This is a genomic window from Sphaerisporangium perillae, assembly GCF_023276435.1.
Lineage (GTDB): Bacteria > Actinomycetota > Actinomycetes > Streptosporangiales > Streptosporangiaceae > Sphaerisporangium > Sphaerisporangium perillae.
Genome location: NZ_JALLPO010000086.1, coordinates 1 through 11,706, shown reverse-complemented (window position 1 = coordinate 11,706; position 11,706 = coordinate 1). Strand labels below are relative to the sequence as shown.

Annotated in this window: 15 protein-coding genes and 1 pseudogene; 5 read left to right on the top strand and 11 right to left on the bottom strand. The window is 66.9% G+C overall.

From position 1 onward, the window contains the following. A partial coding sequence (locus MYF83_RS41800; RefSeq protein ID WP_248959841.1) for a transposase occupies positions 1-208 on the bottom strand: 208 nt, incomplete at its 3' end. Between the two features lie 762 nt (positions 209-970). Here MYF83_RS41800 and MYF83_RS43520 point away from each other — a divergent pair. Next, entirely contained in the window at positions 971-1,102 is a 132-nt protein-coding gene (locus MYF83_RS43520; RefSeq protein ID WP_279340789.1) for a hypothetical protein, read from the top strand. Here MYF83_RS43520 and MYF83_RS41795 read toward each other — a convergent pair. The 4 genes from MYF83_RS41795 to MYF83_RS41780 form a co-directional block, all read right to left on the bottom strand. Continuing rightward, positions 1,068-2,405 (bottom strand): glycosyltransferase family 4 protein, encoded by a 1,338-nt coding sequence (locus tag MYF83_RS41795; RefSeq protein ID WP_248966367.1) that lies wholly within the window; start codon positions 2,403-2,405, stop codon positions 1,068-1,070. The genes MYF83_RS43520 and MYF83_RS41795 overlap by 35 nt on opposite strands. A gap of 590 nt (positions 2,406-2,995) precedes the next feature. Beyond that, positions 2,996-3,139, bottom strand: a complete 144-nt coding sequence (locus MYF83_RS41790; protein WP_248966366.1) for a (d)CMP kinase — start codon at positions 3,137-3,139, stop codon at positions 2,996-2,998. Then, the gene (locus MYF83_RS41785; RefSeq protein ID WP_248966365.1) at positions 3,136-3,384 is read right to left on the bottom strand and encodes a hypothetical protein; all 249 of its coding nucleotides are present in this window, start codon (positions 3,382-3,384) and stop codon (positions 3,136-3,138) included. Before MYF83_RS41785 ends, MYF83_RS41790 begins: the two co-directional genes overlap by 4 nt. A gap of 24 nt (positions 3,385-3,408) precedes the next feature. Further along, positions 3,409-3,579, bottom strand: coding sequence for a Rossmann-fold NAD(P)-binding domain-containing protein (locus tag MYF83_RS41780; RefSeq protein WP_308201586.1), 171 nt, complete (start codon positions 3,577-3,579; stop codon positions 3,409-3,411). 1,111 nt (positions 3,580-4,690) lie between these two features. On the opposite strand from MYF83_RS41780, the gene MYF83_RS41775 reads away from it, so the two are divergent. Together MYF83_RS41775 and MYF83_RS41770 are read left to right on the top strand one after the other, a co-directional pair. Beyond that, complete coding sequence (locus MYF83_RS41775; RefSeq protein WP_248966364.1) at positions 4,691-5,014, top strand: hypothetical protein; 324 nt, start codon at positions 4,691-4,693, stop codon at positions 5,012-5,014. A 32-nt stretch (positions 5,015-5,046) separates the two neighbouring features. Next, a complete protein-coding gene (locus MYF83_RS41770) occupies positions 5,047-5,364 on the top strand; it encodes an HK97 family phage prohead protease (protein WP_248966363.1) in 318 nt (105 codons plus the stop codon). A gap of 199 nt (positions 5,365-5,563) precedes the next feature. Here the strand turns inward: MYF83_RS41770 and MYF83_RS41765 are convergent, their stop codons facing one another. Both MYF83_RS41765 and MYF83_RS41760 read right to left on the bottom strand, forming a co-directional pair. Continuing rightward, positions 5,564-6,646 (bottom strand): hypothetical protein, encoded by a 1,083-nt coding sequence (locus MYF83_RS41765; RefSeq protein ID WP_248966362.1) that lies wholly within the window; start codon positions 6,644-6,646, stop codon positions 5,564-5,566. A gap of 285 nt (positions 6,647-6,931) precedes the next feature. Then, positions 6,932-7,273 carry a DUF4865 family protein gene (locus MYF83_RS41760; protein ID WP_279340788.1) on the bottom strand — a complete coding sequence of 114 codons (342 nt, stop codon included), beginning with the start codon at positions 7,271-7,273 and terminating at the stop codon, positions 6,932-6,934. A gap of 108 nt (positions 7,274-7,381) precedes the next feature. Here MYF83_RS41760 and MYF83_RS41755 point away from each other — a divergent pair. Continuing rightward, positions 7,382-7,549: pseudogene (locus MYF83_RS41755) on the top strand (IS3 family transposase); the annotation flags it as partial. Between the two features lie 18 nt (positions 7,550-7,567). Here the strand turns inward: MYF83_RS41755 and MYF83_RS41750 are convergent. The 4 genes from MYF83_RS41750 to MYF83_RS41735 form a co-directional block, all read right to left on the bottom strand. Further along, a complete protein-coding gene (locus tag MYF83_RS41750) occupies positions 7,568-8,125 on the bottom strand; it encodes a GNAT family N-acetyltransferase (RefSeq protein WP_248966361.1) in 558 nt (185 codons plus the stop codon). Positions 8,126-8,549: 424 nt separating this feature from the next. Then, on the bottom strand, positions 8,550-9,113 hold the full coding sequence (locus MYF83_RS41745) for a hypothetical protein (protein ID WP_248966360.1): 564 nt from the start codon (positions 9,111-9,113) through the stop codon (positions 8,550-8,552). Between the two features lie 603 nt (positions 9,114-9,716). Beyond that, positions 9,717-10,859 (bottom strand): tyrosine-type recombinase/integrase, encoded by a 1,143-nt coding sequence (locus MYF83_RS41740; RefSeq protein WP_248966358.1) that lies wholly within the window; start codon positions 10,857-10,859, stop codon positions 9,717-9,719. Between the two features lie 172 nt (positions 10,860-11,031). Then, on the bottom strand, positions 11,032-11,568 hold the full coding sequence (locus MYF83_RS41735; RefSeq protein ID WP_372500411.1) for a sugar nucleotide-binding protein: 537 nt from the start codon (positions 11,566-11,568) through the stop codon (positions 11,032-11,034). Between MYF83_RS41735 and MYF83_RS44720 the strand changes: the two genes are divergently transcribed. Further along, positions 11,562-11,706, top strand: a 145-nt coding sequence (locus MYF83_RS44720; protein ID WP_372500376.1) for a transposase, incomplete at its 3' end; no start/stop codon positions are given. The two genes, MYF83_RS41735 and MYF83_RS44720, sit on opposite strands and share 7 nt — an antisense overlap.

The following is an 11,706-nucleotide window of genomic DNA, read 5'->3' as shown; positions in this document are numbered from 1 at the left end:
GCTCGCGGAGCCGGGCGCGCTCGCTGACGCTCAACGGCGGCTCGTCGGTCGCGTGCTCGCGCCGATAAGCATTGACCCAATTGCCAAGGGTCGCCTCGTGTACCCCGAGTTCCTTCGCGACCTGAGCAACCGGACGAGATGTCTCGATCACCAGCTTCACGGCCTCTTCCTTGAACTCAGGCGAGAAGTTCCTACGATTCCGCGACAAACCATCTTCCTTTCCAGACGACCCCAATCTTAATGGGGGCACTGTCCGGAAGGCTCGGGGCGGCTCACATCGCCGTTGCCGGATCAGCGTGGCGGCTCGATATGAGGGCAGAGACCCGTCTACCGTTCCTGTTCGGCCGCAGAATCCGTTCAGATGAGACCACATGGACAACGAGGACGACACGATGGCAGATCAAATGCCTATCCCGCCGGATCAGGCAAGCCTTGAGGCATGGATCCTGCAAGTCCTGCGTCTGGCCGGAGCCTGTGCGAGCGTGCCGGCATCACCCACAACAACCTGCGGCACTGACGCTACGGCGCCGTTGCACTCCCTGTGCCGCTGGTGACTGCCTCCAGGGCGGTAAACCGCCCATTGCCGTACGGACCTGCCGGCTCGTGATCCCGCGCCATCGAGGCGGTGATCGAAGCACGCAGCCCAGAGCAGGCGATCAACCGGTGCCAAGACGTTGGTCAGCATGAACGTGCTGCCCTTCCACTCGACTGTCGGGTTCCTGCTCCAGCGGCCAGGATGGAGCGGGCCTCCTCAGCTCGCGAGCGGCGGAAGGCGATGCTCGTTCGCAGGGAGCCGATGCGGTGACGGCGTGAGGCTACGGTCGTGGCGATCGGACTGTGGGCCTGTACGGGAGAACGGGGGGAAGCTCATTTTCGAGCCAGGCGGAGCGATCGCCCTGCCCCCTTCTCCGCTCCGAGGTCGGGTGCCGCACAGCTGCCACTGCGCCCGTGGTGGCCCGGACGCAGCCCTGTGGGCGACGCGCAGAGCCTTCAGCGGCTGATGTTCGCCGAGGCGATCGGGCGGCCGTTGCCGATCACGGTGTTCCGCAACGCCGTGCTCGTGGACGTCATCGCCGAGCCGGTGGAGCTGAAGACAGTCTGACGGCCGGAGACGGCTTCCCCGTAGGAGCCGGTACGGCGGGCGCCGGCTTGACGTAGGTGCCGTTGCGGCGGGCCAGCAGCTCCTCCAGAAGGGCGTCCCACTTGGCGCCGACGGACTCCACGTCGTAGGTGGCGGCGGTCGCCAGAGCGCCCTCGGCCAGCCGGTGACGCAGCTCCTCGTCCTCGATGACGCGGATGAGGGCGGCGGCGAGGTTGGCGTTGGTGCGCGGCTTGACCAGCAGCCCGTCGACCTCGTCGGCGATCATCTCCTTTGGGCCGTGCGGGCTGTTGAAGCTGACGATCGCCAGCCCCTTGGCCATCGCCTCCAGGATCGTCATGGGGAAGCCCTCGTGGCGGGAGCTGAGCGCGAAGATCGAGGCCTTCTCCAGCTCGGCGCCGACGTCGGTGGTGGGGCCCGGCAGCTCGATCTTGCCCTGCAGCCCCGCCTCGGCGACCTGGGCGCGCAGGTTGTCCTCCTGCGGCCCCGCGCCGAAGATGCGCAAGGTCCAGTCGGGATGGGCGGCGGCCACGGTCTCCCACGCGGTGATCAGGCGGTGGAAGCTCTTGAGCTTGGTCATGCGGCCGACGGCGACCACGACCTTGTTCTCCAGCTTGGAGATCTCGCCGGTCATGGGCGGCACGGCGTTGGGGATCCTGGCCAGCTTCCTGGGCTTGCGCCGCAGCGCCTCGCGGTAGTCGCGCATGTCGGCCTTGGTGAGGGTGACCAGCGCGTCGAAGTTGCGGTAGCGACGCTTGATGAGCTCCTGCACCTCCTGCGGCTGTCCCTTCAGGGCCACGTGCTCCTGGCCGATGGTGATGACGCTCGGCGGGGCCAGCTGGGCCAGGGCCAGGTTGAGCCCAGGCCTGGTGGCCATGATGACGCCGGTGTCGACCGAGCGGATCCATCGGGCCAGTTGCAGGTCGGTCCACACGTTGAAGCGGTGGTAGGCCGCCTCCTGCGGCGGGATGAGCCTGCTCGGCATCTTCGACAGCCGGCCGCGAAGGCCGGTCCGCGGGATCAGCCTGTCGTCGAGGAAGCGGAACTTCACCCTCGGGTCGACGGGGAAGAACGGCTCCTCTGCCTCCTTGAGGATGGAGACGATCTCCACGTCGTGCCCGGTCGAGGCCAGGTAGCTGGCCAGGTTGAAGACCGTTCTGATGGTGCCGCCCATGCCGTACGCGTGCAGGAGCAGGATCCTGATCTGGTGCGTGGACGGGGGTGGCGCGGCCCGTTCGCGCCTTCGGTTGCTGGCCTCGAACAGCCGGTAGATGGCCGCCTTGCCCTTGCCTGCCAGTGCACGCACCTGTAGGTGTCGCCTGCTTCCGGGCTCACGCGCTTGTCTGTCCCCGTGACGCATTCCCCCGCTTTCGCCCTTTAGACGCTCCAATGAGGTAGAAGGTTGCAAGACGCTTACGCGGTCGCGGCCGACAGCGACCAGGCCGCAGCGATCAAGGTGGTGGCGCGGGCCCATAAGACGCTGATCTTGGAGCGGACCCGCACCGTCCAGCAGATGCGGCACGCGCTACGCGAGTGCTTCAAACGACATGGGATGTCTGCATTGAACTGTCCAGAACCATGATCGTCCGAGCTTTTATCCGTGGGTTGAGTGTTCGGCTCCGGGGCTACTACTCACCCGTTGAGGTTCTCCAAGATCCGGAATATGTCCGGAATGCATCGGGGGAGAAGGTGACTAACGAAAGGCAACGGAGCAGGTCAGAGGGGCCGGAGGGCCTCGCATCGGGGTACGCCCTGTAAGACCGTCGGCAGTCATCGGTGGCTACCGAGGGTTGCAGTTTCGGTTGCAGTTCACTGCCGTACCACCGCGTTCCATGGCGACCGCCGAGGTGGCGTCGGTCCGGGTGGGACTAATCGGGACGGGCAAGATCCGAGCTGCTAATGCGGTTTGCAATAGGCGCGCCGGCGATCGTTGGCGACGTGGTAGTAGCACTCGATGGTTTGCCAGCCAAGTCGAGTGGCCAACCGCGCGGCCAAGGTGGACTTGCCGGTGCAGCTCACACCCTCGATCGCGATGATCACCGCGCGCCTGCCTTCCCGTGCTCGGCGGGCTCGCCCGGCCATGCTGCGCTCGGAGGCTGGAAGGCCTCCACCCATGCGGCGGCGATCCGGGCTCGGACGGAGGCCGGCACCTCGTACAGGCCCGAGGTGTGCGCCGTACCGGCCAGGCGTGCCGCCGCGGCGAGGATCTCGGCTTTGATCAGATGGATGGCCGGGCCGAGCGTCGAGGAGTGCAGGAAGTTCACGGCGTTGCCGTTGCCCAGCAAGACAAACGATCGGCCCGCGCGGCTCTAGTGGGCCACGCCCGGGATCACCTCGGTACCGGTGAACCCGACTGCGGGGTTGTGCAGCTCGGCCAGGTCGAACTCGTCGTCGCTGGAGGTCGCTCCGGCTAGGACCGCTCCCTCGCGCAGCAGCTGCAGATGTTCTATGCCGATCGCGCGGCTCCCGGTCGCGCTCACCACCAGATCCGCCAGCGCCATCGCCGCCGGCAGGCTGGCGCAGCCATACCCGATTGTCCTCGCCTGGGCCTGGCGGACTTGGGTCGGTGTCGATCACTGTCACGCGCACGTGGCGGGCATGCAGCGCGGCCGTGATCCCCGCGCCGATCTTTCCGAAGCCCAGCACGCATGCCTGACGGCCGGCGAGCACCTCACCCAGCCGGCGCAGCAGTGACTCAACCGAGAAGACGATCGCCTCGCCTACCAGCCGGTCCTCGGGTTCCTTGAGAGGGCTGCGGGCCACGCTGTAGACGGGACACGGCAGCTTCTGTAGTGCCAGGTAGCGGTTGGTAGGGCTACCAAGGTTGTCCCTGCCCAGGCTGCCCCGGTGCCCCTGGCCCTCTTCCAGGCCCCTGAGCTTGCCGCCTAGCACAGCCCTATAAGGCCCCGGCCAGTAAGCCGGGGCCTTTTCGGATGCGTCATAATCCACATACCCCCCAGCGCGGGCCGAAGGCTAGGCCACTGCTGTCATATCGCCGGCGAAAGAGAAATGTGACAACCGATGAGAGAGCCAAGAGGCAGTTCAGGAAAGTCGCGAGAATACTGGCGAAAGTTGGACCGAGCTATGGGAGGAGACGACCCGCCAACTAAGTCGCAACGCTGGGCAGCCCGCCATCCGGTTATGTGGGGCCTTGGCTGCGGAGCTCTAGCGGGATTTGCCATTTTTGTAACGTTTTCTGCTACTTCGTGGTATCACAACGAACGATCCATGCCGTGGCTGCTTACAGCGTCGCTCGGCGTGGGATCAGGGGTGGCGATCGGAGTCACTCTGACAATCTTCTCGCTATGGGAGCGGCGTCGTCAGGGCCGCGTGAAGAGAGATGGCGGCATTAGGCGAGAGCGCTAAACGTAGGACTGGCAACAGAGGAAGCCCCCGGCTACGGTGGGGGGCCTGAATGTTCTCCCTTTGTCTGCATGAACCCCGGGCTCGGTCAGACAGTCGGCGTCGATCGCCAGGACACGGCGCAGCTCGTCCAACAGCGTCCGCAGTAGCTCCTTGCACAACTCCGGCCGGTCGTCGCACGGCGCGTAGTATCTACAAGCTGGCAGTCCGCGGACGAAAGATCAAGCTATGACCTACATCGACGACGTCCTCAACGGACGCGCACAGGTCGAGGACCTCGATGACTACATCGGAGCATGGCACACCTCGCCTGTGGAACAGCCACCCCTCCATACCACGCTCGGACTTTTGTGGCCCGAGTATGCAATGTGGGTCAACGACCCGGATGCTATTTCCTACGTCATTGACGCACGCAGAGCCAGGAAGAACCTTTTCGATCACCTGCGCGAGAAGAAGGAAACCGACCCTCGGGCAATGGAGCTATGGAATATTGCCCATCGTCTCTATGCCCAAGAGTGGCGCAATCCGGAATGGTCGCCTGATCCGAAATAGGACCTTGAGGCGGTCGGCGAGCTATAGCTCCCTTGGCCGGCGTCGAGTTGGAGGAGACGTTGGCCGCTGCCGTCGACGAAGGCCTCGCCGGCGCAGCGTTACGCGCCGGGCTCCGAGGAGGAATAGACAGCTTCCACCAGCACATGGCCGAACAATTCATCATCTCCCACCGCGACAACCCGGTAGGCGCCTATGTGCAGGCAGCACTGGTCCTGGTGGCCGAGCACGACGAGCACGGCATCATCGGCGCATTGCTCGCCTACCCGCCCACCAACGTGGTCAACGACCACCTCGCTCACATCAAGCGCGGCAACACCGATGGGTGTAGCTCACTTGCAGTGACTGTATGAGCTGGGGTTTGTGGTCTGGGCTGGTTGATCGGGTTGCTGACTCTCCGATGGGTGAAGGCGTGGGAGGCGGCGGGGTCGTTGCTGGAGGAGCTGGCGCAGCGGCAGACCGAGCCTTGCAGCGGATTGAGGACGTTCACGAGCAGCACCCGCGGGTGCGGACGTGGCTGGAACCTGAGGCCGAGGTGCTGCAGGGTCCTCTTCAGGGAAGGTTGCGGAAGACGCCTGAAGCTTTGCCGATCACTCCGGTGGCCAGGAGCGGGCCGCCGGGGACGGCCGACAGCGAGGTCAGTTCACCGCCGGACGGAACCCTGGTCCAGTGGCCAGAGGGGTCGCGGTGGGCGAGGGCGGAGTCGTAACCGTTGATGTCGGTGGAGCCGAGAAACCAGTGGCCGCCCCTGCCGTCAGGGACGGGTGAGAGGTCACGGACCATGCGTCCGGCCTTCGCGGAGGTGTCCTCGCTGCGCCAGCCGGAACCGGTCCGGGAGAGCAGGAACGACGACGCCCCGATCTCCCCCGTGATCCAGATGCCGGATGGGTCGGCGGTGATGGCGGTCAGCCGAGGACCCGTCGGGTCGGGCGGGAAATCGTCGGACGGGGGCGGAGCCTTGGGCAACGCCGCGGTCAAGTTGACTCGGGTCCAGACCTTGCCGTCGAAGTGGTGCACCCAGGGGGCGTCGCCATCGAGGGCCCAGATGTCGGAGGCGGAGCGGGCGCTGACTCGGACGGCGGAAAAGGAGACGCTCTGTTCCGACCAGGTGGCGCCGTTGTAGTGCCAGGCCTTGTAGTCGCCGAAGACCCACACGTCGTTGTCAGCGGTGGCGGCAAGGCTCCCGGCCGTAACGGGCAGCTTCTGGACGATCGCCCAGGTGTGTCCGTCCCAGCGCAGGACGGAGGTGCCGCTCTCGTCGCCGGCCAGGGCCCACACGTTGGAGGGGGCGGACGCGGCGACAGGGCCGATGTTGCCGCGTTTCACTGGGAAGTCGCTTTTCGTCCAGCGGTCGCCGTCCCAGTGGAAGACTGTGGGGCGGTGCGGGCCGTCGGCCATCGGCAGCCAGGCGCCGATGCCGAGGATGTCCCAGCCGAAGGCCCAGGCGTCGTGCTCGCCGCTGGCGATGACCTGTCCGTAGGTGACCGACGACTGGGCGGCCACCAGTTTCCAGCGGTCGTTGCCGTCGTCCCAAGGGGCCGTCCACCGGAGCCAGAGGCCAGCGGCGGCTGCGGCCGCCGCGACGGCGGCTGCCCACCCGAGCCATCGCCCGGTGGCGGCCAGCTTCAGAAACATGATTGAAGCGTATAAGCGTATAAAGGCCGCCAGAACGGCGCATGAGTATTCGTGCTCAGCTGGATGGGCGTAGGGCCCAGAGGCGTTCGTGGCGATGGCGTCATTGCTGTGCGGCGGCAGGCTGAGTCCCGGCAGCGGATCGAGGAGCTTGGTGAGCAACTCGCCGAGGTGCGGGCGCGTCTGGAGGCCGAGGAGGATCGGTTGTCGCGGCCGCTGATCGCGCAGGAGATGGCGACCGAGAGAACCAGCGCTTTCGCCACCGCCGTCACCAGGACGAACATACCCTCACAGCCCGATCGAACCAGTCACTGCGGAAGAGCCACACCCACGCTCGGTGGCGTCCTCGTCCGGCGCGGACGTGTCCGCCCACAACATCAACCGCAGCACCTGCCAGTGGTGGGAGTCGACGGCCAGCACGGCGGTGTGCACGCCGTCATGGCGGGAGAGCTGACGCAGTTGTTCGACCTCCCGCTCAAACAGCGCGGACAGGCCCAATCCGGTGCCGTCCGGGTCCGCGTCGGAGGGTACGGGTGTGAGACGGCGCGAGGCTGCCCTGGGAGGCGCAGTGCGGTCGGGGCCCGCGTGGCAGGCGATGCCTGTCCAGTGACGGGGCGGAAGGGCGGCCAAAGTCCCGGATGATGTTCTGGAATCCGCCGCCGCCGACGATGAAGTGAGCCATCGCGCCGGTGGCGTTCCACAGGTAGAAGGGGGCGTACTGATTGACCGGCGAGCCGTCGGACGTTCCGTACCAGGTCAGAGGCCGAACGCGCGGTGTTCGGCTACATCGAGGGGTTCTACAACCCCCGCCGCCGTCACTCCGCCAACGGCCACCTCAGCCCCGCCGAGTACGAGCGTCGGCAGGCGCTCACAGCCACCCAAGAAGGCGACTATGCTGCCGCGTAGCCGCAAGCCCTGACGTGTCTACCGAACCGGGGCAACTTCATTGTCGGTGGGTGTCCCTGTGGCGATCATCGAGAAGACGGCCAGGTCATAAGTCTCGCCCCCCTCCTGCTCGACCATCCGCAGTGTGCCCTCCCGCTGGTATCCGGCCTTTTCTGCCACCCGCAGGGAAGCGACGTTGTCAACGCGGGAGTGCAACTGGACCCGCCGCATCCCGCCGTCGGTAAGTGCCCACCGTCCAACCGCGTGTGCCGCCTCGGTCGCATAACCTCGACCTCGCTGACTGGTGTGTACTCCGTAGCCGATCTCGGTGCGACCAGCCTCCCAGTCGGTGTCCCGCAACCCGATACTGCCGACGATCTTGTCGGTGGCCTGCTCCACTATCGCCAGGTGTACGCCCTCGCCGTCCAATCGCCGCTGGTGCACCTTGTCAGCTAGCCACCCATCCACGTCAGCGACCGCCCCAGGGGAGCCCGGCGGCAGTGCCGTGCGATCCCCGGCCGCCACGAATGCCGCCACAGGTACAGCATCCTGCGGCCCAAACTCACGAATTTCCAACCTGCCGGAGATAATCTTCACTGGAGGAAACATAGTGTGCAGCGTAAGCCCTCACCCTGCGCTCGCAAGCCAAGAGGATCCACTCGCGCTACCACTGAGCCCGTAGATCACGGAACAGCCCGGCCTCCGGGCCACGCCGACCGCCCAGGGAAAGTAGATCTGCGTCATGTTGTCCGGGACGCGGATCGAAGGACGCAACAGTTGCGTCACTCGCGCTGTCACACGATCGGGATGTCGAACTTCGCCGCCCACTCCGCAGTCGCGGCGGCGTAGAAGTCCCAGGCGTGCCCCACAAGTGTCCCGCCTGGGCGGATCTGCCGGGGCTCGGCCATCCCATACGCCTGAGCACCGCCCCGGCGAGCTCCCCGACGGCGGCCGCAAGAGGCCGCCCGTCGCCGGCGAGGTCCTCGAGGAACACCACGGTCTCGCCGTAGGCGTCGCGCGCTTACTGGCGTCCAGCAAACGCACCGCTCGGGGTGACTGGGATGACGGTCGCCTGAGGGTTGTAAGGCCCACTGTAGGCCGAGGGCACAACGACCCCCTCATCGTGCCTAAAGTGCTCCACAAGCTGGGCGCGGATTTCGTAGTGCAGGTCATCCTTGCTGCTGTTTTCGAAAGCCAGCACATCCGGCAAGACCTGGGCCGATACCACGGCCGTGCCGGACGCGCCGGCGCGGTCGGTGGCGTGCTGGGCCAGGAGCCGCAGCGCGCTGACGATAAGCATCACAGCCTCGGAATCTCTCACGGCCATCGCGTCCGAGCCGTTGCTCACTGGCTCCAGCGGCAACACCATGCTGCCGGCCCCATCGGTGTGGAGGTCCATCCATCCGGTGTGCCCATGGAAGTTGGCGGCAGCGGAGAAGCGGCCACTACTCACGACCGCCGCCGAGGTGAACAGCGGCATCGTGCGGTTCGGAAGAAACGGCTCGTGCGACAGGTCATCGCGGAAGCGGTCGAACCCGTCCTGCGTGATCGCGAAGTGACCCGGCATCTCTGGGACCAGCGACACGGGCGAGGGATCGGCGTGTAACTGCTGGCGCCCCTGGCGAACCGCAACAGCACATCAGACTCGGCGCGTCCGACGCGTACCCCGCTGTCGACGGCCGTCGCGAACCGGCGCCGGTAGGCCGCGGCGATCTGCGTCTCGGTCATCCAGTCCTTCTGCGAACAGATACGGAAGGGCCACTTCAGCGCCTTCGAGGGTGGCTCTGCAGCGCGGTGTGCTTGACGGGCGCGGCCACGGCGGCCGGCGAAGCCTGCGGCCGCGGAGCGGGCTCGCCGCGCCTGAGCCAGCTCAACGTGCATGAGTTGGATCAGGCATTGCGGGCTCTCCCGGCCTGACGACCATTGGGAGTCGGGAGTCGACCCGGCATCGAGCCTGAATGCTGGAGCGTAGTGGCCCTCACCGACATTTAGTTCGGTCGCTCCTGGAGACGGCCCGGGCCGGGGCACTCAACCCGGGGAGTTGGGCGTCGCCGAATGCGCCCGTCGCTGCTGATCGCCGCGCGCGGCGATCAGGCCATGTTCTGCGCCTGCACCCGCACCAGCAACGTGGTGTTCGACACCGACGCCGAGAAGGAGATGCTGCACGAGGCACGGCCACTATCGCTCATCACGGGATTGCTTGGTCCTGGGCCTCGCCTCGGTCCTCGTACTTGTCCTCCAGCTCGTAAAGCGGGTGTCGGGTGAGCGAAGTGCGGCGCCGATCGTAGCGGAGCGTGGTGTCCACCGAGGTGTGCATTGCGATGTCCTTGACCCGGTCGGCTGGAACGCCTTCCTCGAGCAGTTGGGTGAGCACGGTGGCGCGCAGCATGTGCGGGTGCAGGGCACGGGCCCGCTCTTTCGGGATGCCGCCGGCGATCGCGGCCTGGGTGATCGCCGTGCTGACCCACCATCGGTCGACGGGCCGGCCGTCTTCCCGAGCGAACAGCAGCGCGATCGCCGGGCGGTGCGCGCGCAGCGCCTGGAGCAGCTCGGCGGCGAGGCTCGGCACGGGCAGCCGTTCGGTCTTGCCGCCCTTGTTGCGGAAGGCGACGGTGGTGTGCCGGCTGCCGTCGGCCTCGCGCGCGGTGCGGATGTCGCCGACGGTCAGCGCGGGCAGCGCGCCGATCCGGGTGCCGATGCCGGCCAGCAGGGCGACCGCCGCGGCCGCCACCGGCCGCTCGTCGGCCAGGGTGATGATGCCCGCGCGCACCTGATACTGCTCGGCCACGGTCAGCGCCTCGGTGGTGCCGTCGCGGGAGACCGCGGGCGGCCGGACGTCGAGCGCCGGGTTGTGCGTGAGCACCTTGCGGCGCCGGGCGTAGTCGTAGAACGAGGACAGGATGTTGCGCTGCTTGGCCACGGTCGCCGGGCCTAGCGGCTTGCCGGGGGTGCGCACCCCGACGGTGAGAGTTCCGGTGGCGGCGGCGTCCCGGTAGGCGAGCAGCTCGTCCTCGGTGACCTGCAGCAGCGGCAGCTCCAGGGTGTCCAGCCAGCGCAGGAACGCCGCGAGCACCTGCAGCCGGGTCTGCCGGGTCGCGGCCGAGGGCTTGTCGCGCAGCCAGGCGGCGACCACGCCGAATGTGTCCCGGTCGAGGCTGTCCACCAGGTCGACGTCGGGCCCGGGAACCTCTCCCCCGTCACCGCGGCGGCGGCGCGGCCGCAGCCCGGCGATGTCACCCACGCTGAACACCCGCGGTGCGGGCGGCGCCGGGGTGGCCCGCTCGGCTGGGACGTGGCCGACGTCGGCGTGCGAGGTATCAGTGAGCCACACCAAACCGCGGTGGGCAGCCGCATGTGAGAGCTACCCCGCCGGTCACCTCGACCAAGCCTGGCCGGGCTGCGGTCGTACCGCCAGTTAACAAGTAGCCGATGAGCGGATGTCTACGGATGATCGCTCAATGCTCTGTTGTGACCGTGCGTCGCGAAGAGAGCAAGCAGGTCAGTCAGGCCCACCTGGGCACGAGGAAGTCACGTGCGCCTCGAAGCCGAGTCGTCAACCGTGCTTGGGTGTTGGTGCAGTCCAGGCGTACATCGATGGGGCCCGGAAGATCGGCGGCGGCGCGCAGGCCGGTAGGAAGGGCGGATCGGCGGAGACCGTCCCGCTGTGCGATGAGTACTCCCAGCTCATACCGGCTGATGGCGTCAGCGCCGGCGACGTGATGGACTCCGGCGTGTGGTGACGCAGCCAGCTCAAGTAGTGCGCATGCTAGGTCGGTGACGTGCACGGGGCATCGCACGTCGTCTGTGAAGAGAGCGCCGGCTACGGCACCGGACGCCAGTGCGTGCACAAACCTCTCGTGCTGCGAGTTGCCGTCACCGATGATTAGCGAGGTCCGAGCAATGACGGCCGCCGGGGTTATCCCCTTGATCGCAGTCTCCGCTGCGGCTTTGGCAGCACCGTATGGTGTCGTGGGGTCTGGCGAGTATGGCCTTCCCCTCGTAACGTGGAGACCGAACCAAGAGAGGTTTGGTCGTGGCAGGAACCACGAGGCGTCGTTTTGATCCGGAGTTCCGGGCCGGGGCGGTGCGTATCGTCAAGGAGACCGGCAAACCCGTCGCGCACATCGCGCGGGATCTTGGTATCAACGAGTACACATTGCACAACTGGGTGCAGATGG

Excerpts from the sequence above, each read along its gene's own strand:
- MYF83_RS41775 (WP_248966364.1), top strand. The coding sequence starts at position 4,691 with ATGACCTACATCGACGACGTCCTCAACGGACGCGCACAGGTCGAGGAC.
- MYF83_RS41765 (WP_248966362.1), bottom strand. The coding sequence starts at position 6,646 with ATGTTTCTGAAGCTGGCCGCCACCGGGCGATGGCTCGGGTGGGCAGCC.